The following is a 23,010-nucleotide window of genomic DNA, read 5'->3' on the forward strand; positions in this document are numbered from 1 at the left end:
GACGTGTCGGACGCGACTATAATCTATAAAAAACAACCAAGAGACTCCTTATGACTAATCCAAATAACGCCACCATTACCACGGTGCACCGCGCGGAGTTCACTGCCAGTGATGCGTTAAAAATACCTACCTTAAGGATCCTGCAAGACGATGGCAGTCTGTATGACGGGGCAACAGCGCCAGAGTTAGATAAAGACACCGCATTAAAGATGTACGACACCATGGTGTTTATCCGGGTGTTGGATGAGCGGATGCTGGCCGCACAGCGCCAGGGCCGGATCAGCTTCTACATGCAGTGTTTAGGGGAAGAAGCGACCACGGTCGGCAGTGCTGCCGCACTGAGCGATCAAGATATGATTATGGCGCAATACCGGGAGCAGGGCGCCTTGCGCTATCGCGGTTTTACGCTGGAACAATTTATGAACCAGTTGTTCTCGAATGAGAAAGATCTGGGTAAAGGCCGGCAAATGCCGGTGCACTATGGCTCAAACGCCATTAACTATATGACCATTTCGTCGCCACTGGGCACGCAAATTCCGCAGGCCTCGGGTTATGCCTATGCCCAGAAGCTGCGCGGCCTGGATGCGCTGACGCTGTGCTACTTCGGTGAAGGCGCCGCCTCTGAGGGCGACTTCCATGCCGGTTTAAATATGGCCGCGGTGCATAAGGCGCCGGTGCTGTTTTTCTGCCGCAATAACGGCTATGCCATTTCGACGCCGGCCAATGAGCAGTTTGTCGGTGACGGCATTGCCTGCCGCGCTGTCGGTTATGGTATGAAAGCCATTCGCGTGGACGGTGCTGATATTCTGGCGGTGTATCAGGCCACTAAAATGGCCCGTGACTATGCGCTGAAGCACAACGAGCCGGTATTACTGGAGTCGATGGCTTACCGCTTAGGGGCACACTCCTCATCAGATGACCCGAGCGGTTACCGCTCCAAAGAAGAAGAAGCGCTGTGGCGTAAAAACGATCCGATCGCCCGCTTTAAAGCCTGGTTGCTAAAGCAAGGCTGGCTGGATGAAGCTGCCGATAATGCCAAAACTGAGCAGCTGCGAGCCGATATCCTGGACGCGTTAAAGGTGGCAGAGAAAGTCGCCAAGCCTGGTATTGAACACCTGATCTCTGATGTCTACGCTGAGCCTATCCCGGCTTTGCAACAACAACTGGATGAACTAAAAGCACATATCCGCAAATATCCGGATGCTTATCCTATTACTGCCGGGAGACTCGACTAATGGCAAAAATGAATATGTTACAGGCCATTAATAATGCGCTGGATCTGGCGATGGCCAAAGACGATGGCGTAGTCTGCTTTGGTGAAGACGTCGGCCATTTCGGCGGCGTGTTTCGTGCCACCAGCAAGCTGCAGGAAAAATATGGCAAGGCCCGCTGCTTTAATACGCCGCTGACTGAGCAGGGCATTGCCGGCTTTGCCAATGGTATGGCGGCGCAGGGGATGAAGCCGGTGGCTGAGATCCAGTTCGCTGACTATATCTTCCCGGCTTTTGACCAGATCGTCAACGAAACAGCCAAGTTCCGTTACCGCTCGGGTAATGAATTTAATGTCGGTGGCTTAGTATTCCGCACCCCTTATGGTGGCGGTATTGCCGGTGGTCATTACCACAGCCAGAGCCCAGAAGCCTATTTTGCCCATACGCCGGGCCTGAAAATCGTAGTACCGCGTGACCCCTATCAGGCCAAAGGTTTGCTGCTGGCGTCTATTGCCTGTCCGGATCCGGTGATTTTCTTTGAACCGAAGAAACTGTACCGAGCCTCTGTTGGCGAAGTGCCGGAAGAGTATTACGAGCTGCCCATCGGTAAGGCTGAAGTGCTGCAACAGGGTAAGGATGTGACTGTGCTAGCCTGGGGCGCACAGATGGAAATCGTGCAAAAGGCGGTAGAAATGGCGGCTGAGCAGGGCGTATCGTGCGAAGTGATTGACCTGCGCAGTATTCTGCCTTGGGATGCCGATACCGTTGCGGCATCAGTGAAGAAAACCGGTCGTCTGGTGATTAACCATGAAGCGCCGTTAACCGGTGGCTTCGCCGGTGAAATTGCCGCCACGATTCAGAAAATGTGTTTCCTTCATCTGGAAAGCCCGATCGAGCGGGTTTGTGGTTTAGATACACCGTACCCGTTGGCACTGGAAAAAGAATATGTGGCCGATCATCTGAAAACTTTCGAAGCCATTATGCGCTCGGTTAATTTCTAAGGAGTTTTCGATGAAACAGGATTTTATTCTGCCGGATATCGGTGAAGGTATCGTCGAGTGCGAAATCGTCGAGTGGTTGGTCAAAGAAGGCGATGTGATTAAAGAAGATCAGCCGGTTTGTGATGTGATGACCGACAAAGCGCTGGTGCAAATTCCGGCGGTGTATGATGGCGTGGTCAGCAAGCTGTATTACGCCAAAGGCGATATTGCTAAGGTACATGCGCCATTATTTGAGATGGAAGTGGCTGGCGGCGCTGCAGCCCCGCAAGCTACTACCAGCAACACCACAGCTGTCGCTGCGCCGGTCGCTGCAGTCAGTGCGAATAGCGAAATTACTGAAGACTTTATCCTGCCGGATATCGGTGAAGGTATTGTAGAGTGTGAAATCGTTGACTGGCTGGTTGCGGAAGGCGATACCATCGCAGAAGATCAGCCGGTCTGTGATGTGATGACCGACAAAGCGCTGGTGCAAATCCCGGCCAAATATGCCGGTGTGGTCAGTAAGCTGTACTATGCCAAGGGCGATATTGCCAAGGTGCATGCACCGCTGTTTGCGATTCGCCGCCAGGGTGAAGCAACGGCGACTGTTGCGGCAGCCCAGGTAGCCGCGCCAGCAGTTAGCTCAGTAAACAGCGCTACCGTCACTACTGCCGCAAGACCTGCTGTCAGTCATAGTGCAGCGGCGAAAGGCAGCAAAGCCTTAGCCAGCCCGGCCGTGCGCCGTCTGGCCCGTGAGCTGGGTGTTGATTTACAACTGGTGCCAGGCTCGGGCGATAAAGGCCGGGTTTATAAAGAGGATGTGCGCGCCTTTGCCCAAGGCACTCCTGTTGCCGCTGTTAGTACGCCGGCCGCTAAACCGGTCGCCGCAGCGAGCACAGCTGTCGTTAGCAGTGCTGAGAACCGGGTTGAACCTATTCGTGGCATTAAAGCGGCGATGGCACGGCAAATGGCCGAGTCCGTATCAAGCATTCCGCACTTTACGTACTGCGAAGAAATTGACTTAACCGATCTGATCGCGCTGCGGCTACAACTTAAAGATCAGTATGCCAAACAGGGGGTGAAGCTGACGATGATGCCGTTCTTTATGAAGGCGTTGTCGCTGGCGATTAACGAGTTCCCGGTGATGAACAGTCAGCCGAATGCCGACTGTACTGAACTGACCTATTTTAGCGCCCATAATATTGGGGTCGCGGTGGACTCGAAAATTGGCTTGTTGGTACCTAATGTCAAAGGCTGTGAGCAAAAGTCCATTCTGGAAATTGCTGCCGAGCTGACCCGCTTAACCGATGCCGCGCGCGAAGGACGGGTCAGTCCGGCCGATCTGAAAGGCGGCACCATTACCATCAGTAATATCGGTGCTATTGGTGGTACTGTCGCAACACCCATTATCAATAAGCCGGAAGTGGCGATCGTGGCGCTGGGTAAGGTACAAGCCTTACCACGTTTTGCTGCCAACGGCCAGGTTGTAGCGCGGCAGCTGATGCAGGTGAGCTGGTCTGGTGATCACCGTATTATTGATGGTGGCACCATTGCCCGCTTTACCAATCTGTGGAAGCAATATCTGGAGCAGCCAAGCAGTATGTTACTGTCGCTGCGTTAACAGACCTGATCACGGCTGCAGAACAGGCCCCGCATTGCGGGGCTTTTTTATGTTGGTAACGGTGAGGTTAATTTCAGGTTGAATCTTTTAAGGCTTTAAGATAAGGTCTTAATTCGTTTTGATTTTTTACTACAACTCTCCCGTCCTTAAAGGAATAAAGATGAAACAACTTTGCTTGCTGCTTTGTGCAGCGATAACGCTTAGCGCTTGCCAAACCACACCCAGCCCGGATAGCCGTTTTGCCAGTCTGCCAGTTAGCAGCCAACCGCATGCTACAGGCCCTTTTAGTGCCTTACCGCGCGTCGAACCGTTATATCCGATAGAGGAGGCGAAAGCCGGTGGTGAAGGCTGTGCCACCATTGAATATGTAGTCACACCGGATTATCAGCTGCACGATATTGTCAGCCGTGATTTTAGTAGTCGCTTTTTTGCCCGTGAAGCCAAGGCGGCGATCCTAAAGTGGCAATGGCAGCAATTGCCAGCCGGCTTATTGACTGAGCCGGTAAAATTACAAACCCGCTTTGAATTCTGCCTGGAAAACGGCGAAGGGCGCTGTGCTGCAGAGCAACTCAATGCCCGCACCCAGTGTCGCGGCGACGATCTGCTGCCAGTGGTGGGCCTTCGGGTACTGGTTCGCCGCTAACGCTGTTATAGGGGCGGCCTCGGCGCTGCCCCAAAGGTTTTCAGCCCCAATAAACTTAATACTGCCGTTTTAAAACCTTATCGCCCAGTACCAGTAACGCAGGGGTTAAAAACAGCGTCAGTAAGGTGGCAAAGGTTAAACCGCCGGCGATGGCACTGGATAATTGCGTCCACCACATGGTGGAGGGCGCACCAAAGCCCAAACTTGGCTCCAGCAAATTAACATTGACCGCCAGCACCATCGGCATTAAACCCAGCACAGTGGTAACTGAGGTTAGTAATACCGGGCGTAAGCGCAAGGTGCCTGTTTCCAGCGCGGCCTCGATACTGTTTAGCCCTTGTTGCCGCAGTTGGTTATAGGTATCAATCAATACGATATTATTATTTACCACGATACCGGCCAGCCCGATAATCCCCATCCCCACCATGACGATACCAAAGGGCTGGGCATTAATCAGTAATCCCAGCAAGACACCCGCCGTGGAGAGCACGATAGCCGACAGGATCAGCAGCGTTTGATACCAGCTATTAAATTGCACCAGTAAAATCATCAGCATTAAAAATATTGCAATAAAGAAGGCGCTGATTAAAAAGTTCATCGCTTCCTGCTGATCGGCATCTTCACCGGCAGTTTTGATCATAACCCCCTCAGGCAGAGATAAATCACTGGCACGCAGCGCCGATAGCCGCTCGGCCACCTGATAGCCGTCAGCCAGATCGCTTTTAATGGTGACGGCGCGGTTACTGTCAATCCGTCGGATCACACTGGTTTTCTCGCCGGGTTCTAAGCTAACGAAGTTGGTGAGTGGTACCTGACCGCGCGGTGTTTCTACGGTTAAACGCTCAAGCTGGGCTAACGAGCGCCAGTTTGCCGGAAAGCGCACCCGAATATCCACTTCATCACTGGCATACTCCGGGCGAAACTTCGCCAGCAGCAGGCCGTTGCTGACCAGTTGGATCGCATTACCTACTGTCAGCACATCGGCGCCAAAACGGGCGGCTTCGGCACGATCAACGGTTAGCCGCCATTCAATACCAGGTAAACTGCGGTCATCTTCAATATCGATAAAGCCACCAAGTTGCTGCATCCGGGCCAGGATCTGGTTGACAGCAGCGTCAATCTGGCTGCTGTCTTCGGCACTAACTTGCAGCTCTATCGGCTTGCCACCGGCCGGGCCTTCCTGTTGCTGGCGAAATGCCAGGACCAGGCCGGGCAGGTCAGCGGTGCGCTCGCGCATCTCATCCAGGATCACCGCAGCGCGGCGGCGCTGGTGCCAGTCGATAAACTGAAACTGGATAGTACCAATCACATCCGCGGTCAGCTCGCCACTGGCAGCAGCCAGACTGCGGGCATAGAGGGCTTTGACTTCCGGCATGCCGAGTAAGCGTTGTTCGACCTGACGCAGGATGACATCTTTTTCATAAATTGACAGATCGCCGCGGGCCCGCACCCATACCTGTGCCGACTCCGGCTCGACGGAGGGGAAAAACTCCAGGCCGTGGTTAAATTTGCCATAGGCCAGATAGATCAGCACCACGCCGCTTAAGGCTGCGCAGAGTGTTAACAACGGGCGTTGGATCAAGCGGCCGAGGATGCGGCGATAGAGCAGGGTATAGCGGCTGGCGCGGTTTGGCGCGGGCGCGCGCTGGGGCGCTTTATGGCTGGCGGCGCCCATTACCGGTAAAAATACCAATGCCATGGCCAGTGACGCCAGCAAACAGAGGATCACGGTCGCGGGTAAATACAACATAAACTGGCCGACAATACCGGGCCAGAATAGCAGCGGTACAAACACGGCCAGCGTGGTAAAGGTAGACGCAATAATGGGCCAGCTCATCCGATCGGCGGCATTAAGCCAGGCGTCTTTTGGTGTCTGGCCGTCCTGAATATGGCGATCAGCCAGCTCACTGACTACGATGGCGCCATCCACCAGCATGCCGGCTACCAGGATCAGCGAGAACAGCACGATAATATTCATCGTAAAGCCGAGCAGCCAAATCAGCAGGATCCCGGCAAAAAATGCACCCGGGATGGTAATGCCAACCAGTAGCGCCGAGCGCATGCCCATGGTGGCGAGGATCAAAATTAACACCAGCACCACCGCGGTCAGCACATTATTCAATAAGTCAGATAACATCTCTTTGACGTCTTTTGACTGATCCATAATGTAATCAATCTGCATTCCGGGCGGAAACTGGCGCTCTGCCTGTGCCAGCAAGGCCTTGGTTTGCTCAATGGCTGAGATAATATTCGCGCCACTGCGCTTTTTCACTTCCAGTACCAGGGCCGGCTGACCATTAATGCGGGCGAAACTAAGCGGATCTTTAAAGCCTGCATTAACGGTAGCGACATCGGCAAAGGTGAGCACAGTATCGCCACTGACTTTGATCGGGATCGACAGCACATCATTCAGATCTTCGATAATACCCGGCACTTTAATGGCCATCCGGCCGGCACCGGTGTCTAAACTGCCGGCGGCAACCAGACGGTTATTATTCGATACCAAACGAAACAGCTGCTGATAATCCAGGCCATAGCTTTGCAACACTTGCGGATCGACGATGATCTCCAGCACATCTTCCCGATCGCCACCAATATCTACCTCCAGAATTTCCGGGATGGCTTCAATTTGTTCCTTTAAGCGCCGGGCGATCCCTACCAGCACCGACTCCGGAACCGGGCCGGACAGACCTATGGATAATACCGGAAACAGCGCCACGTTAATCTCGTTAACGGTGGGTTCCTTTGCTTCGGCTGGCAGTTTAGCGCGCGCAGCGTCCACTTTCACCCGGACATCGGCCAGCGCCTTATCGGCATTAAAGCCGGCATCAAACTCCAGCATCACCGAGGCATGGCCCTCACTGGCGACCGAGGTCATTTTCTTAATGCCCTCCAGTGAGCGCAACTCGTGCTCCATCGGCCGGACCAGCAACCGCTCACCGTCTTCCGGACTGATGCCGTCCAGTGACATCGACACATACATCATTGGGATGGCGACATCGGGGTTGGCTTCTTTCGGGATCACAAGATAGGCACTGATACCGGCAATAAATAAAAACAGTAGCAGCATCAGGCTGGCACGGCTGCGTTGAATAGCGGCAGCGATCAGGCTTCTCATGGCGTGGCCTCGCGCACCACACTGACCTGTTGCCCAACCTCGACAAAGCCGGCGCCCAGCGTGATCAACTCAACCTCTGTTGCCAGGCCACTGACCCAGGCCAACTGATTGTCGGCACTTAGCAGCTGCACCGGATAAAAGGCGACACGACTTTGCTCTACCGTATAGACGCCAAGCCGGCCTTGCGGATCCAGTTTTAACAGCGCCGGGGACAGTGCATGCGCCTGGCGCGCCGAGAGGCTGATCTGCAAGGTGGCACTGGCACCGGCCAAAGGCAGCTGTTCGGGATTAGCGATGCTGGCCTCGATATAATAGCTGCGGGTGGCGACATCAGCTGCCGGGCTGATAAAGCTGAGCTCGCCTGATAGCTGGCGGCCATCCAATAAGGTGATAATGACGGCTTGTCCCAGAGCCAGTTCGCTGACTTGCTGTTGCGGTACCTGGGCGCTGGCGCGCAATTTTACGATATCTAACAGCTGAAACAGACTTTGGCCAGGCTGTACCAGCGCGCCGGGCTCGATCAGACGTCGTCCCAGTACGCCGTCAAAGGGTGCAACCGGGCTTTGATGTTGTACCGCCAGTTGGGCATCGGTGAGAGCGGTTTCGGCCAGGCGTAATTCGTTGGTTAACCGTGCAAGTTCGGTTTCAGAGACAAATTGTCGTTGCTTTAACGCTGTCGCGCTTTGCAGTTCGCTCTGGCGTAGCGCCAACAGCGCCTTAGCTTGCTGCAGCCGGCTGTGCCGGCCCTCATCACTCAGTTGTAATAGCGTGCTGCCGCGGCTGACTGCTGCGCCTTGCTCAACCAGAATGCGCTCAACCTTGCCGCTGATTTGGGCTTTGACCTCCAGCTGATGCCAGGCGGCAAGCTGGCCTTGTAGCTGCAGCTGTGCCGGATAGTCTTTAGCTTGCGAGAGCCGGGTTTGTACGCTAAAGCCTGTCGCCTGCTGCTCCGTTGTGATTGGCGGGGCTTCGGATTGACTACGGTAGTGATTCCCCAGCGCCAACCACAGCAGAAACAGCAGGCTAACGACAATAGCAATCTTAACGGGCGTCAGGCGTGGCATATTCTATCCTTATTGGCTTAGGGCGTGTTAACGTTTGCTGCTTGATTTTGCAGCCGTTTGGCTGGTGTTTATACAAGGCAGAGCTTGTGATGTGTAGTTATTCTACATGAACAAGCGATAACGCAGTAGAAACGCCAGCCAAACGCTGCCCGAAGGGTTCGCGCTGGCGACGCTTTGCTCTTTGTCACTCGTCACTTATTTAGAATAACTAAACTGCGCTCCTCGTTTCGCGATCAAAGCGCCGCCAGTGCGAACAAAATCTAAGCAGCAAACGTCAACACGCCCAAATAAAATCCAAAATAAAACTGCACAACTAACAAAAAACAGCAAAGCACAGCGCATATCAGCGGCTGCAAGCGATATAGCTTTGCTCAGTGTTGCAAGCATAACCGCACGGCAGGGTGCAGTGATTAAGCCAGATCAGTTTTTCGCATCTTATTGCGGCTTTTTTGCCTTTTGTTGTGCCGGCTCTGCTGAATTCTCTGCGGCATTCTCTACTACACTGCGTTGTTGTAACACCTCTGGCAGCGGCTGTTCAGCTTGTACCGGGTAGCCGTGGCGCTGCTGTTCGGTCTGTAACGCGGTGAGCCGTTTCTGCAGCGCCGGGTGGCTGGCAAACCAGTCCGGTAGCTGGCTGTTGTCGCTGGCCGCCAGTGTTTGAAAAAAACGCTCTGCGCCGCCGATATGACCATAATGACAATGTAAAATCGCCAGCGCCCTGGCATCGGCGGCCAGTTCCCGCTGCTGCGAGTGGCGCGCCATGCCAAGTTCAGTGGCGGGTAGAAAGATCTGGCCGGCATTCGCATTACCGGTAAGGGTAGCGCTTAGCACGGCCAGCACCAGGCCGCGGCCCAGGCCCCGTAAATGATCGCGTTGTTCCAGATGTGCCAGCTCATGGGCCAGCACAAAGGCCAGGGCATTCTCGGTGTGCAGTTGCGTCAGTAAGCCCCGATATACCAACATGCTGCCACCTGGTAAAACACCGGCATTAATCAGTGGCTGGTCAAGATAACTGACGCGTACCGGATAGGCCAGGGCAGTGCATTGCTGTAGCTGATCGCTTAGTTGCTGTAATTGCTGCTGCACGGGCGATGATGCACTGTGTTGCTGCCATTGCCCAAACCATTGATATTCCAGCTTGGGATCAAGCTGGGAAATGGCTTTATCTACCGCCAGGCCCAGTAACCAGTAGAGTAATAGCAGCAACAGTGTCAGGGCGGAGCCGATCAGCAGCAAATCAGCCAGCGGGCGCTGGCGGCTGACGTTAACATTGGTTTTGGGCAGGCGCGGCTGATAGGCCATCTGGCAGCCTTAATGTGTTATCGATTGCTGCGACGCAGCTAATACCGATGCGGTGGCGGCGGTAGTGGCTGTTTGGACGCGACCATAGATGGCAGTGCCATAGGCCAGGAGCTCAACCGAACCTATACCATTGCCAGCGGCATTATGGATAGCCGAGGTTTCAATCCGGATATTAATCAGTTGACAGGCATCCGGACATTGTTGTTTTAAACGCAGTATGGCTTCCCGTCTGGCACGATCAATCAGGGTTTCATAGCTGGCCACCGGGCCGCCAACTAGGCTGCGCAGGATGGCAACAACGCGCTTAAAGTAGTCAATTGAAATCACCACACTGCCGGCAAGCAATTCGACCCGCGTAATGTCTTGCATCGGCAGCAGCAAGTCACGACTGTTGCTGTGTGGCAGGTTTTGTAGCTGCTGTTCCCGCTCAATAATACTGCGGTAATGGCGCCGCTCCAGCCACTGACCGGACAGATAGCCGAGCAGCAGTAGTGTCAGAAAAGTCAGTAATGGTAGCATCGTCAGCCAACCCGCACTGCAGTGCCGTAAACGTAAATTTCAGCTGCGCCAGCGGCGATGGAGGAGGTAGAAAACCGCACATTGATGATCGCATTGGCACCCAGCTCTGCGGCTTGCGCCTGCATGCGCTTGATCGCTTCATCACGTGACTCGTTTAGAAGCTCAGTATAGCCGCGCAGCTCGCCACCAAACACATTTTTAATACCAGCCATAATATCGCGGCCAACATGCTTGGCACGCACCGTACTGCCAGACACTACGCCATAACAATCAAGAATGGTTTTGCCAGGCACGGTTTCAATATTGGTCATATACATCGGATTATCCCTAATTTACTGTGTCAGACCATCTTACGCTGCAGGAGGGCAAATAGCAGCGATCGACATAATTTTTTACACTTTTTCTGAGTAGTTGCTCGTTGCCAGTTGCCGGAGTTTAAGTGCTTAGCGCAACAGCCAGATAATCGACCAACTGCCGTACCTTGGCCGACAGATGGCGGTTTTGCGGATACAGCGCCCAGATGCCGTCATCCGGCTGGCGGTAGGCCCCTAACACTTCAACCAGGCTGCCATTTGCCAGCTCGTCACTGATATAGTAATCCGGTAGCTGCGCCAGCCCGAGGCCACAGAGGGCGGCATCTTTTAATGCTAAACCACTATTACACTGCAGCCGGCCGCGCGGACGATACGATACGGCTTTCTGTTGTTCGGCAAAGCGCCAGATATTGACGGTACCTATCAGGCACTGATGCTGATCCAGCTCTGCTAACGACTCTGGCGTGCCCTGGGCGGCCAGATAGGCTGGCGCAGCAACCAGATACTGGCGCCGGCTGGCCAGTCGCCGCGCAATCAGACTGGAGTCGGTTAACTGCCCGAGCCGTAGCGCCAGATCAAAGCCGCCTTGCACCAGATCAAGCTTATCGTTGGTGAGCACCAGTTCCAGTTCAAGTTCAGGGTAACGCTGTAAAAAGCGATGGAGTAGCGGGGAGAGTCGGGTTTCTCCGTAGAACACGGGGGCCGTTACCTTTAGCAGGCCGCGTGGCGACGCCGTAAGATTGGCCATGGCGCGGTTGGCTTCGGCCAGACTGCTGACTAAATGCCGGCAATGTTGTAAATACAGCAAGCCTTCTGCCGTCAGGCTGACGCTGCGGGTAGAGCGGTATAGCAGTTTTAACGCCAGTTGTTGCTCCAGCGCGGCTATATTGCGGCTAACCTGGGCCACCGACAGGCCAAGTTGGCGTGCTGCCTTAGTAAAGCTTTGCTGTTCCGCCACCGCCACGAATTCACTGATCCCTTGCCATTCACTCATCTTGATTATTACGTTTATGCAAAACTGCTTTGTATTTTAGCGTTATTCTGCCGTATATGGAAAAAATCCTAACTGCGCTATAGTGTCAGTATTGCTTTCGCGTAAACACACCAAGGACTTAACGATGCAAATGATCAAAACCCGCGCAGCTGTGGCCTGGGGCCCAGGCCAACCTTTGTCGATTGAAGAAGTGGATTTAATGCCGCCACAAAAAGGCGAGGTGCTGGTGCGGATCGTTGCCAGTGGTGTCTGCCATACCGATGCCTTTACGTTGTCGGGTGAGGATCCGGAAGGTATTTTTCCGGTGATCCTGGGCCATGAGGGCGGCGGTATTGTCGAGGCGGTTGGCGAGGGCGTGACCTCGGTTGCTGTTGGCGACCATGTGATCCCGCTGTATACCCCGGAATGTGGCAAATGTAAGTTCTGTTTATCGGGTAAAACCAACCTCTGCCAGGCGATCCGTGCCACGCAGGGCAAGGGCCTGATGCCGGATGGCACCAGCCGTTTCTCGAAAGACGGCAAGCCGATTTATCACTATATGGGCACCTCGACCTTCTCAGAGTACACCGTATTGCCGGAAATTTCGCTGGCAAAAATTAATAAAGAAGCCCCGTTAGAGAAAGTCTGTTTACTCGGCTGTGGTGTTACCACCGGCATGGGCGCGGTATTTAATACTGCTAAGGTCAAGCCGGGTGATACGGTGGCGATCTTTGGGCTGGGCGGCATCGGCTTATCGGCGGTGATTGCTTCGGTGATGGCCAAAGCCGGCCGCATTATTGCCATCGATATTAACGAAGATAAATTTGATATCGCGAAAAAACTCGGTGCCACCGATGTAGTGAACCCGAAGAAATATGACAAGCCAATCCAGGAAGTGATTGTCGAGATGACAGATGGCGGCGTCGATTTCTCCTTTGAGTGCATCGGTAATGTTAATGTGATGCGTTCGGCGCTGGAGTGTTGTCATAAGGGCTGGGGCGAGTCGATTATTATCGGTGTCGCCGGTGCGGGTCAGGAAATTTCAACCCGGCCATTTCAGCTGGTTACCGGCCGTGTCTGGCGCGGTACGGCCTTTGGTGGCGTGAAAGGCCGTAGTGAGCTACCGGGCTATGTTGACCGCTATCTGAATGGTGAGTTTGAATTGGATACCTTTATTACCCATACCATGCCGCTTGAGGACATTAACAAAGCCTTCGATCTGATGCATGAAGGTAAGTCGATCCGTACTGTTATTCACTTCTGATAGTCAATTGGGGCAAAGATGAGTCTGAATCAGATCAGTGAACAGCGTTGTTTTGACGGTCGTCAACTGCGCTTTAAACATCAGTCGGCGGTACTGCATTGCGAGATGCAGTTCTCAGTGTATCTGCCGCCGCAGGCGGCCAGTCAGCGCGTACCGGCGCTGTACTGGTTATCGGGGTTAACCTGCACCGATGAAAACTTTGCCAGTAAGGCCGGAGCCCAGCGTATCGCGGCCGAGCTTGGTCTGGCGCTGGTGATCCCGGATACCAGCCCACGTGGAGAAGGGGTAGCGGATGATCCACAAGGTAGCTATGACTTTGGGCTGGGTGCCGGCTTTTATGTCAACGCCACCGAGGAGCCATACGCTAAGCATTATCAGATGTATGACTATATTGTGCAGGAATTGCCGGCTTTGCTGGAAGCGGAGCTGCCACTGACGTCACAGCGGGCAATCAGTGGTCATTCGATGGGCGGCCATGGTGCCTTGGTGATCGGCCTGCGCAACAGCAGTCGCTATCGCAGCATTTCTGCCTTTTCACCGATCTGTCATTCCAGCGCCTGCCCTTGGGGGATCAAGGCGCTGACTGGCTATCTGGGTGCGGATCCTAACCGTTGGCAGCAATATGATGCGGCTCTGTTACTGGCACAGCAGGGCAGTGATCTGCCTATTTTGGTGGATCAGGGACTGGCAGATCAGTTTTATCCTGAGCAGCTACGCACGGAAACCCTGCTTGCCGCAGCAAAGCAAAGCGGGGCGCAGGCTGAGATCCGGCTGCAGCCAGGCTATGACCACAGCTATTATTTTATTGCCAGCTTTATTGAACAGCATTTGCGCTTTCACGCCCGTTATCTGGGGTTATTAGCGGCATAACGTGCTAAAGAGCAGAAGATAACTAATTGCTGCTCTTTAGCGGACTTGCTGGCATAATTTCCGTTTACGCGAGATCCCTTCTGCTGATGGAGCCCGAGATGAGCTATAACCCGGATAATGTGTTTGCCAAAATTCTGCGCGGCGACTTGCCGTGTTTTAAGATCTACGAAGATGACCACAGCCTGGCCTTTATGGATATTATGCCGCAGGCAACCGGTCATGCGCTGGTGATACCCAAGTACGCAGCGGTAACGCTGGCAGACTTACCGCTGGAATATGCTCAGCCACTGTTAGCGGCGGTGCAGAAGGTGATGGCGGCACAACAGCAGGTGTTAGCTGCCAAAGGTGTGGTGCTGATGCAACTTAATGGCTCTGAAGCCGGCCAAACCGTACCACACCTGCATTTTCATTTAATCCCGGCACACCTCAGTACGCTAAAAGCGCATGGCGCCGAGCAGGGTGATATGGCACAAATCAAGGCTATCGGTGAGCAGTTAGCCGCTGTGTTACAATAATCCGCATGACACCTGCCCGGCAGTTGCCCGGGCGGTTATCTTCCCGCTGTTCTGCTAAAGGTAGTGCTATGTTGACTGCTCGCCTCACGTTTGGCTTATTATTAATTGTTGGACTAACTGCCTGCACCCGACCTGCCGGCCCAGATACTGCCGTCCATGATGCAGCCATCAATGTTGCAGGTAGCACTGACGCTGACTGGCAGCTGGCGATTATCCATATTAATGATACCCACTCGCAATTTGATCCCTCGCCGGCCAAGGTCGAATTGGCGCCGGGTGAGGCGCTTTACACCTTTATTGGCGGCCATCCGCGGTTACTGACGAAAGCCAGGCAGTTACAGCAACAAGCGCAGGCGGCGGGCACCCCCTCATTATTTTTGCACGGTGGCGATGCCTTTAAAGGCAGTGCCTATTTCGAGCTGTTTGAGCATCAGATCAATATCGATATTTTAAACCGGATGCAGCTGGATGCGATGGCACTGGGCAATCATGAATTTGATATTGGTCTGCCTAAGCTGGCGCAATTTGCCAGTGAAATTAATTTTCCGCTGTTGGCAGCGAATGTCGATACCCGGGCCGAACCCTTACTGGCCGGAGTGACTAACCTTAAACCGTATCAGCTCTACCGGCAGCAGGGCGAGCGCTGGCAGCCAATCGCTGCGGTCGGGCAGGCTGAAGGGGCGCGCTTGCTGGCGATCTTTGGTGTGGCACTGGAAGATATGCGTACCATGGTACCGGATACCGGCGCCCTGGAATTTAGCGCCGAAATTACCGCGGCACAGCAAACCGTCGATCATCTGACGGCGCTGGGGGTGCCGCATATTATCGCGCTAACGCATTTAGGGCATCAGCGCGATCTGAATCTGGCTACCTGGGTCAATGGAATTGATGTGATTGTCGGTGGCCATTCGCATTCATTATTGGGGGATTTCCGGCACTGGTATCTGGGGCAGCAACCACCTTATGCCCAACAGGTGCCCAATCCGGATGGCCAGGGCGTAACCTGTGTGGTGCAGGCTGGGCAGTATGCACAGGCGATTGGCGCTCTGACCGTAAGTTTTAACCTGGCGGGCCAGATTACCGCTTGTCAGGGACAAAATACCCTGTTGGCCGGGCGTGATTATTACCCTTCCGCCTTGCGCCGTGCTGACGCAAAACTCACGGGACCGGCGTTAAGCCGCACCTTACAGCAGGTACAGCAGCTGGCCAATACGGCTATAGTCGATGAAGATCCGCTGCTGCGCGAAGTATTGGATACGGTTTATTTACCGGCGGTACAACAAGCCTATGGCACGGCTATCAGCCGTACTGAACGCAGCATTGCCCATGTGCGCTTACCGGGCACAGGTGGCAGCGACCAGCATGGCTCTGAGCTCGCCGGGCATATTGCCGATGCCATGCTGAACTATGTCAATACCCCGGCGGTGCAGGCTCTGGTTGCCGGGCCGGTGCAGCTTAGTTTAATTGGCGCGGGCAATATCCGTAGTCATCTTGAGGCCGGTACTATTTATGAAGGGCATATCCGGCTTGAAGTATTACCCTTTGATACACCGCTGAGCGTGCTAACTGTCTCCGGGGCGGATTTGTTAGCGCTGTTGCAGCAAACCATCAGTGCCACGCTACCGCCTGGCGCCCATGCCGGTAAATTTCCCTATGGCAGTGGCCTGCGCTATGTGGCCCGGCAGGAGGATGATTACAGCGCCAGCGTAGCGGTGGAGGTTTGGCAGGACCAAAGCTGGCAGGCATTGGATCCACAGCGCGAGTACCGGCTGGTAACGACCAATTATCTGGCCAACGGCAATGATGGCTGGCAGCAATTACAGCAAGCCCAGGCGAAGCAGACAGACAGACGCGATATTATTTTGCTGAACGGTCAGCCGAAAGCTTTTGTGGTCGAGCGGGTCACGGCCAGCCTGGATAGCCGTGGCCAGCCAGCCTTTACCCCGGTGTATCAGGGGTTGGCGCAGTTGCCGTGCGGTGAACCCGAAGTGGATTGCAAAACGGCAGCACAGGCGGTGATTATGCACCTGCAGGCGCAACCAGACTTATGGCAGCGGACCAGACCCGCCACCGTAACCCTGTATCGCTAGTTATCCACAGCACTCCGGTACAGATTTCCACAGTACTCCGGTACAGATTTAACCAGTCTGGCATTTATCCACAGCACTCCGGTACCGGTCTGACCAGCTTGGGCATTAATGATCGCGCTGGAGCCGCCATTGCAGAATAGCTTTGACGATTAAAGTGGCAATCGCCATCAGGGTGAGCAGAGCGGCAGCGATAAAGGCGCCGGTGGCATTGTAGTCCTGCTGCAGTAGTTCGATATGCAATGGCAGGGTATTAGTTTGGCCGCGAATCGTGCCGGATACCACCGACACCGCACCAAACTCGCCAACCGCCCGGGCGTTTGTCAGAATCACCCCATACAGCAAGGCCCAGCGGATATTGGGAAAGGTAATATGCCAGAATACCTGCCAACCGCTGGCGCCCAGTAACACTGCCGCTTCTTCCTGCTCGGTGCCGAGGGTCGACATCAGTGGTACCAGTTCTTTTACCACAAAGGGGCAGGACACAAAGACCGTAACCATCACCAGGCCCGGCCAGGCAAACATTAACTGTACATCAGCGGCATCCAGCCAGGTCGCAAAAGGTCCGTTGCTGCCGTATAACAACAGGTAAAGCAAGCCCGCCACCACCGGCGAGACGGCGAACGGGATATCAATCAGCGTCAGCAGCAGCCGACGTCCGGGGAAGGTAAAGCGGGTGACGCACCAGGCAATCAGGGTACCAAATACCAGATTGATCGGCACGGTCAGACCGGCAACCAGTAACGTCAGGCCAATGGCATGCAGCATATCCGCATCGCGTAAATTGCTGATCACGCCACCTATGCCGGCCGAAAAGGCAGCAATAAAGATTAATAGCAGTGGCGTTAGCAATAACAGCACACTGAAGCCTACGCCTGTACCGATCAGCGCCCTGCGTAATAATGGTGAAGCACCAAGCTTAGACGTCATTTCAAAGCTCCACTGATATGCTGATAGCGCTGCTGGATGCCGTTAATCACAAACAGCAGCACCAGCGATGCCAGCAATACCACGCTGGCAATGGCGGCAGCGGCGGCATAATCAAACTCCTGCAGCCGGATAAAGATCATCAGTGAGGTGACCTCGGTTTGCCAGGGCAGGTTACCGGCGATAAAAATCACCGCGCCAAATTCCCCCAGGCTACGGGTAAAAGACAGGGCAGTCCCCATTAGTAACGCCGGTTTGATCTCCGGCATGATCACCCGCCAAAAGGTTTGTAACGGGTTGGCACCCAGGGTAGCCGACGCCTCTTCGTATTCCGGACCAAATTCTTCCAGTACCGGCTGCACGGTGCGCACCACAAAGGGCACACTGGTGAAAATCATCGCCACTACTATACCAAGCCAGGTATAGGAAACTTTAATGTCCCACAGTGCCAGATATTGACCAAACCAACCCTGGGTGGCATAGAGTGCCGCCAGCGTCAGGCCGGCAACTGCGGTAGGCAGGGCAAACGGCAGGTCCATCAGGCCGTCTAGCAACAAGCGGCCCGGAAAACGATAGCGGGTTAGGATCCAGGCCATCAGCAGGCCAAAGAACAGGTTAAAAATACTGGCGACCAGGGCGGCGGACAGTGTGACCTTGTAAGAAGCCACTACCCGGGGATCACTGATAATGGCCCAGTAATCGGCCAGGCTGAGCTCTGCTACCTGCATCACCAGACCGGTAAGCGGCAGCAGAATCACCAGGCCAATAAAAAACAAGCTACTGCCCAGGCTGATGGTAAAGCCGGGCAGTACACTTTTGCTACGCAGGGCCTGAAAAGCCGGCAAACTCATCGATTACGGCGTCCTTCTGCCAGTAACTTATCCAGCTCAGCGTTGTTGGCAAAGTGGTCAGTATGCACTTTATCCCAATCGCCAAATACTTGCTCTACGGTAAAAAGGTTGGTCTGCGGAAACTTATCAGCATTTGCAGCGATCACCTCCGGATGATGGACACGGTAGAAGAAGTTAGCCAGCAGCTGCTGCGCTTCTGCGGTGTACAGAAATTCCAGATAGGCTTTGGCTTGTTCGGCGGTGCCGTTACGTGTGACGTTGCGATCTACCCAGGCAACCGGAAACTCGGCCAGCACATTCGTTGCCGGAACCACCCGTTGTAACTCCAGGTCCGGGTACTGGGCGATAATATTGTTCACTTCCGATTCAAAGGTAATCAATACATCACCCAGTTGGCGCTCGATAAAGGAGGTGGTAGCGCCACGACCGCCGGTATCAAATACGACGACACGGCGCAGGAAATCGACCATCCAGTTACGCGCTGCGTCATCACCAAGGCGCTGCTTAGCCGCACCATAGGCTGCCAGATACGTATAACGGGCGTTACCTGAGGTTTTCGGGTTAGGGAATACCAGGCTCACGTCGCCCTGGGTCAGATCGGCCCAGTCCTGAATGTTTTTCGGGTTACCTTTGCGTACTAAAAATGCCATGGTGGAGTAGTAAGGGGAGGCATTATTGGGTAACCGCTCGCGCCAGTTGGCAGGTAGCAGGTTGCCGCGTTGATGCAGCACATCAATATCCGAACTTTGATTAAAGGTCACCACATCAGCACGTAAGCCCTGAATAATGGCCTGCGCCTGCCGGGAAGAGCCGCCATGCGATTGGTTGATGGTCAGGGTCTCGCCGGTTTTTGCCTGCCAGTGTGCAACAAACAGCGGGTTAATTTCGGCAAATAATTCGCGGGAAATATCGTAACTACTATTTAATAATTCTTTGGCTGACGCCACCGACAGGCTGGACGCCAGTAAGCCGGCAACAATGATCAACTTACGCATCTGCAATTCTCCAAAATAAGAAACTGCAGCCAGTTTAATATGCCAATTTTTTGCGACAAGGCATTTCATTAAGCTAATTTGTTATAAGGCATAGCATCAGGCTATAACCAGATCCAGAGCAGCATAGCGCTTAAAGTGGAAAAAACAGCGGTACCAGTATCAGACTGACCATCAGTACCAATAAGGTAAAGGGGCTGCCAATTTTCAAAAAGTCGATAAAGCGGTACTGGCCGGGGCCCATCACCAGCAGATTGACTGGTGAAGCAATGGGGGTCATAAAGGCGGTCGATGCGCCTAATGCCACCATCATCGCAAAAGGATAGGGTGAGGCATTGAGGGCACTGGCCAGACTCAGCGCGACCGGCGCCATCAGTACGGCTGTCGCCGTATTGGATATCACCAGGCTAAATAACATGGTAATGATAAATACGCAGGCCAGCATTAACAGAGGGGCCTGATTGCCGGCTAGTTGTAATACCCCGCTTACAGCGAGATCAATGCCGCCGGTTTGCTGCAGTGCCTGAGCAAATGGCAACATCCCAACAATCAGTAATAAACTTGGCCAATGCACTGCCTTGTAGGCATTATTCAGGTCAATACAGCGGCAGGCGCCAAGTACTAACGCGGTGATCAATGCCGCTAACACCGTTGGCACTATACCGGACACCATCAGCGCGATCATCAGCAATACCGAGCCGATGGCGTAGGGCGCTCTGTCCGCGGCGGGTGTTGCTTCATTACTCTCTGCTGGTAAGCTTAGCAGCAACAGATCGCGTCTATGCTGCTGTAAACGGCGGATCTCTGACCAACTGCCAGCTAGTAACAGCGTATCTTGTTGTTGCAGTACCTCATCAGGTAACACATTTAGCAGGGCTTCGCCTTTGCGTTTAATACCGACAATATTCAGCCGGTAGCGGCTGCGAAAACCGATTTGTTGAATGCTTTTACCGGCCAATGCCGAATCCGGTGGCAAGGCGACTTCGACCAGACCTAACTGGTGTGCATGCAAGCTATAGTAGGAGTGGTGCAATGGCTGTGGGCTGAGCCCCAGAATGGCCGAGGCTTCAAGTACGCTGGCACTGGCAGCGGCCAGATCGACCAGCAGCACATCACCGGCTTGTATTACTGTTTGTGAGTTGGCGACCAATAATAAACTGCGTAACCGCGCCGGACGTTCGACTGCGACCACATTGATCCCGTACTCGGAGCGTAAGCCAAGGGTATTCAGAGGTTGATTAACCAGCGGCGAATGAGGCTGCACCTGTAGCCGGAACTCGCGGCTGGTCAGCCGGTACTGTTCGGCCAAACCACTCAATGAGATACTATCTTGTCCGGTGTTTTGACCCACTGCGGGACTTAGAAATCTTTTGGCTAACAGCATATAGCCAATGCCCAGAATTAAAACGATCAGGCCTATTGGCGCGAAAGCAAAAAAGCTGAATCCGGCCTCACCGGCGCGCTGTAATTCAGCGTTCACAACCATATTGGGTGGGGTTGCTACCAGCGTCAGCATGCCGCCTATCAGGGCTGAAAATGCTAATGGCATTAATAGCGGTGCGGGGGATAGCTTGAGCTTAGCGGCAATACTCAGTACCACCGGAATAAAAATCGCCACTACACCGGTTGAACTCATTACTGCACTCAGAGTGGCAACGGCTAACATTAATAGCACCAGCAACCGGTTTTCACTGTTGCCGGCGTGTTTTACCAGGTAATCTCCAAGGCGATAAACCACACCGGTTCGCACCAGGGCCTCACCAATGACGAACAATAGCGCGATCAAAAGCACGGCCGGCTCGCTAAAACCGGCCAGACTTTGCGATAAGGTCAGGACTCCGGTGAGCGGAAACAACAGCATCAGCAGTAAAGCAATAACATCACTACGCGGTTTATTGACAGTAAAGCCCAGCATGGCGGCGGCCAGTAAAACCAGCGTTATCGTCAAGTCTATCGTCATCAGGATCCTTTGTCATAACTGGCTGAAGCGCTGCTACAACCGCAGCATAGCGTACCTTAGGTTACAACGTCTTGATCAAAAACACTAAAACAGCTGGTCAGACCGGTGCCGGAGTGCTGTGGATAGAAAAGTGCTGTGGATAAGTGCCTGATTAGCGGTGGAACTTAGTTTCCAGGATCACCGAGGAGGTGGTGCGTTCCACACCTTCCAGATTACCAATATCATCCAGCAGGTGACTAAGCTGCTCCGTTGTTTGCGCCTGGACTATGGCAATCAAGTCATACTCGCCGCTGATCGCATAAAGGGCGGCAATTTGTGGCATTTGCCGTAGCTCGACATTAGTACGGGCGGTGAGTTTTTGTTTGACCTTAATGCTGACGTGCGCCGATACCAGGTTGCTGAGGTAACTTTCCCCCAATTCAACGGTAAAGCCTTTAATGATGCCGTTATCCTGCAGCTTCTGTAGCCGGTTTTGTACTGTGGTGCGGGATAGCTGCAGCGCACGCGCCAGATCCGAAATACTGGCCCGGGCATCGCGCTGTAACAGTGCTAGCAGTTTTTCATCTTCTTTATTTAGCATAATGTCAAAATATCTTATCAGAATGCATTTATTATCGATTAAATTGCAAAAAATGCCACTGCAATCTGATTTTTTTGCCAACTATAATAGCCGACATCCGGACGGCATTGACCGTTGCTATTCTCAGGGCGCCTTTAAATGTTAGTGATCAGGCCTATTACCGCTGCCGATTTTCCCGCGTTAAAACGCATTGCCATTGAGTCCGGCCCGGGTTTTACCTCATTACCTGATCATGATGAGCGGCTGGGGCAAAAAATTGCCCATGCTGAACATAGCTTTGCGGCACAGGTTAATCAGCCGGGCGATCAGGGCTATTTGTTTGTGCTGGAAGACACCAGTAGCGGTGATATCGTAGGTACTACCGGCATCGAAGCGGCAGTTGGCTTACATACGCCGCTTTATCACTTCCAGCAAAATACCATTATTCATCATAGCGCTGAACTAAACGTCCTTAACCAGCTGAAAACCTTAACGCTATGTAATGATTACACCGGCGCGTCAGAAATTTGTACCTTGTTCCTGCGCGAAAGCTATCGTCGTAACCATGCCGGTCGCTTTTTATCGAAAGTACGTTTTCTGTTTATGGCAGAGCATCCGACACGTTTTGCCAGCAAGGTGATTGCTGAAATGCGGGGTGCGGCCGATGAAAACGGTATACCGCCGTTCTGGAACTGGTTACAAAAGTTGTTTTTAACCATCGATTTTCCCACCGCTGATAAGTTGATTGGCGTGGGGAAAAAGTCCTTTATTGCTGAGCTGATGCCACGGCACCCGATCTATGTTGATCTATTACCGCAACAAGCACAGCAGGTGATCGGTTTGGTGCATGAAAATACCAAGCCTGCGTTAAAAATGCTGGAAGCCGAGGGCTTCCGTCATCGCGGCTATGTTGATTTATTCGACGCCGGCCCCACTGTAGAAGCTCAGCTAACCGATATCCGCTCTGTGGCGCAAAGCCGCAAAGTCACGGTTAAGGTGCAAGAGGTGCAGGGTGAGTCGACTCTGGCAATTGCCAATACCGCGGTGCGGCATTTCCGGGCCAGCTTTGGTAAAGATGCGCATTACTGCCCGGAGCAACAACTCTTGCTGCTAAGCCCGGCTATGGCTGAGGTCTTGCAGTTGGAAAGCGGCGATTTCGCCCGTTTTATTAATCTGGATCAGCGTTAAACGCGGCCAGTACATTACACTACGACAGCTGATTATATTGAACTACTGAACC

At 53.6% G+C, this 23,010-nt stretch carries 20 protein-coding genes; 9 read left to right on the forward strand and 11 right to left on the reverse strand.

The window, feature by feature from the left end; all coding sequences use genetic code 11:
* The first annotated feature begins 50 nt into the window (after positions 1 to 50).
* The 4 genes from H1D31_RS07645 (at position 51) to H1D31_RS07660 (ending at position 4,455) form a co-directional block, all read left to right on the forward strand.
* The gene (locus H1D31_RS07645) at positions 51 to 1,235 is read left to right on the forward strand and encodes a thiamine pyrophosphate-dependent dehydrogenase E1 component subunit alpha (protein ID WP_008983369.1); all 1,185 of its coding nucleotides are present in this window, start codon (positions 51 to 53) and stop codon (positions 1,233 to 1,235) included.
* Positions 1,235 to 2,212 carry an alpha-ketoacid dehydrogenase subunit beta gene (locus H1D31_RS07650; RefSeq protein WP_008983370.1) on the forward strand — a complete coding sequence of 326 codons (978 nt, stop codon included), beginning with the start codon at positions 1,235 to 1,237 and terminating at the stop codon, positions 2,210 to 2,212. Before H1D31_RS07645 ends, H1D31_RS07650 begins: the two co-directional genes overlap by 1 nt.
* Positions 2,213 to 2,222: 10 nt before the next feature.
* Positions 2,223 to 3,812: a dihydrolipoyllysine-residue acetyltransferase gene (locus tag H1D31_RS07655; RefSeq protein ID WP_261257456.1), complete on the forward strand. Its 1,590-nt coding sequence runs from the start codon at positions 2,223 to 2,225 to the stop codon at positions 3,810 to 3,812.
* 160 nt (positions 3,813 to 3,972) lie between these two features.
* Entirely contained in the window at positions 3,973 to 4,455 is a 483-nt protein-coding gene (locus tag H1D31_RS07660; RefSeq protein WP_261257457.1) for an energy transducer TonB, read from the forward strand.
* A gap of 55 nt (positions 4,456 to 4,510) precedes the next feature.
* On the opposite strand, the gene H1D31_RS07665 is transcribed toward H1D31_RS07660, so the two are convergent.
* The 6 genes from H1D31_RS07665 to H1D31_RS07690 all read right to left on the reverse strand — a co-directional run bounded on the left by H1D31_RS07665 (position 4,511) and on the right by H1D31_RS07690 (position 11,766).
* Positions 4,511 to 7,573: an efflux RND transporter permease subunit gene (locus H1D31_RS07665; protein ID WP_261257459.1), complete on the reverse strand. Its 3,063-nt coding sequence runs from the start codon at positions 7,571 to 7,573 to the stop codon at positions 4,511 to 4,513.
* Positions 7,570 to 8,637 carry an efflux RND transporter periplasmic adaptor subunit gene (locus H1D31_RS07670; protein ID WP_261257462.1) on the reverse strand — a complete coding sequence of 356 codons (1,068 nt, stop codon included), beginning with the start codon at positions 8,635 to 8,637 and terminating at the stop codon, positions 7,570 to 7,572. The genes H1D31_RS07665 and H1D31_RS07670 overlap by 4 nt, the downstream gene beginning before the upstream one ends.
* A gap of 435 nt (positions 8,638 to 9,072) precedes the next feature.
* Positions 9,073 to 9,939: a M48 family metallopeptidase gene (locus tag H1D31_RS07675; protein WP_261257464.1), complete on the reverse strand. Its 867-nt coding sequence runs from the start codon at positions 9,937 to 9,939 to the stop codon at positions 9,073 to 9,075.
* A gap of 9 nt (positions 9,940 to 9,948) precedes the next feature.
* On the reverse strand, positions 9,949 to 10,458 hold the full coding sequence (locus H1D31_RS07680) for a YbjQ family protein (protein ID WP_261257466.1): 510 nt from the start codon (positions 10,456 to 10,458) through the stop codon (positions 9,949 to 9,951).
* Positions 10,459 to 10,460: 2 nt separating this feature from the next.
* Entirely contained in the window at positions 10,461 to 10,775 is a 315-nt protein-coding gene (locus tag H1D31_RS07685; protein ID WP_065954720.1) for a YbjQ family protein, read from the reverse strand.
* A 118-nt stretch (positions 10,776 to 10,893) separates the two neighbouring features.
* Entirely contained in the window at positions 10,894 to 11,766 is an 873-nt protein-coding gene (locus H1D31_RS07690) for a LysR family transcriptional regulator (protein WP_261257467.1), read from the reverse strand.
* A gap of 124 nt (positions 11,767 to 11,890) precedes the next feature.
* On the opposite strand from H1D31_RS07690, the gene H1D31_RS07695 reads away from it, so the two are divergent.
* The 4 genes from H1D31_RS07695 to H1D31_RS07710 all read left to right on the forward strand — a co-directional run bounded on the left by H1D31_RS07695 (position 11,891) and on the right by H1D31_RS07710 (position 16,484).
* A complete protein-coding gene (locus tag H1D31_RS07695) occupies positions 11,891 to 13,009 on the forward strand; it encodes an S-(hydroxymethyl)glutathione dehydrogenase/class III alcohol dehydrogenase (protein ID WP_008610400.1) in 1,119 nt (372 codons plus the stop codon).
* Positions 13,010 to 13,027: 18 nt separating this feature from the next.
* Positions 13,028 to 13,879 carry an S-formylglutathione hydrolase gene (gene fghA / locus H1D31_RS07700; RefSeq protein WP_314732994.1) on the forward strand — a complete coding sequence of 284 codons (852 nt, stop codon included), beginning with the start codon at positions 13,028 to 13,030 and terminating at the stop codon, positions 13,877 to 13,879.
* Positions 13,880 to 13,977: 98 nt separating this feature from the next.
* Complete coding sequence (locus H1D31_RS07705; protein WP_261257469.1) at positions 13,978 to 14,394, forward strand: HIT family protein; 417 nt, start codon at positions 13,978 to 13,980, stop codon at positions 14,392 to 14,394.
* Positions 14,395 to 14,462: 68 nt separating this feature from the next.
* The gene (locus tag H1D31_RS07710; protein ID WP_261257470.1) at positions 14,463 to 16,484 is read left to right on the forward strand and encodes a bifunctional metallophosphatase/5'-nucleotidase; all 2,022 of its coding nucleotides are present in this window, start codon (positions 14,463 to 14,465) and stop codon (positions 16,482 to 16,484) included.
* A gap of 105 nt (positions 16,485 to 16,589) precedes the next feature.
* Here H1D31_RS07710 and cysW read toward each other — a convergent pair whose 3' ends face one another.
* The 5 genes from cysW to H1D31_RS07735 all read right to left on the reverse strand — a co-directional run bounded on the left by cysW (position 16,590) and on the right by H1D31_RS07735 (position 21,791).
* The gene (gene cysW, locus H1D31_RS07715; protein WP_261257472.1) at positions 16,590 to 17,411 is read right to left on the reverse strand and encodes a sulfate ABC transporter permease subunit CysW; all 822 of its coding nucleotides are present in this window, start codon (positions 17,409 to 17,411) and stop codon (positions 16,590 to 16,592) included.
* Positions 17,408 to 18,259: a sulfate/thiosulfate ABC transporter permease CysT gene (gene cysT, locus H1D31_RS07720; RefSeq protein ID WP_261257474.1), complete on the reverse strand. Its 852-nt coding sequence runs from the start codon at positions 18,257 to 18,259 to the stop codon at positions 17,408 to 17,410. Before cysT ends, cysW begins: the two co-directional genes overlap by 4 nt.
* The gene (cysP, locus tag H1D31_RS07725; protein WP_261257476.1) at positions 18,256 to 19,254 is read right to left on the reverse strand and encodes a thiosulfate ABC transporter substrate-binding protein CysP; all 999 of its coding nucleotides are present in this window, start codon (positions 19,252 to 19,254) and stop codon (positions 18,256 to 18,258) included. The genes cysT and cysP overlap by 4 nt, the downstream gene beginning before the upstream one ends.
* A 130-nt stretch (positions 19,255 to 19,384) precedes the next feature.
* Positions 19,385 to 21,211 (reverse strand): SLC13 family permease, encoded by a 1,827-nt coding sequence (locus H1D31_RS07730; RefSeq protein ID WP_261257478.1) that lies wholly within the window; start codon positions 21,209 to 21,211, stop codon positions 19,385 to 19,387.
* Positions 21,212 to 21,362: 151 nt separating this feature from the next.
* Positions 21,363 to 21,791 carry an Lrp/AsnC family transcriptional regulator gene (locus H1D31_RS07735; RefSeq protein WP_008610413.1) on the reverse strand — a complete coding sequence of 143 codons (429 nt, stop codon included), beginning with the start codon at positions 21,789 to 21,791 and terminating at the stop codon, positions 21,363 to 21,365.
* 138 nt (positions 21,792 to 21,929) lie between these two features.
* Between H1D31_RS07735 and astA the strand changes: the two genes are divergently transcribed.
* On the forward strand, positions 21,930 to 22,958 hold the full coding sequence (astA, locus tag H1D31_RS07740) for an arginine N-succinyltransferase (protein ID WP_065955782.1): 1,029 nt from the start codon (positions 21,930 to 21,932) through the stop codon (positions 22,956 to 22,958).
* Positions 22,959 to 23,010 lie beyond the last annotated feature (52 nt).

This window comes from Alishewanella sp. BS5-314 (assembly GCF_025377695.1).
In the GTDB taxonomy this organism is placed as follows: domain Bacteria; phylum Pseudomonadota; class Gammaproteobacteria; order Enterobacterales; family Alteromonadaceae; genus Alishewanella; species Alishewanella aestuarii.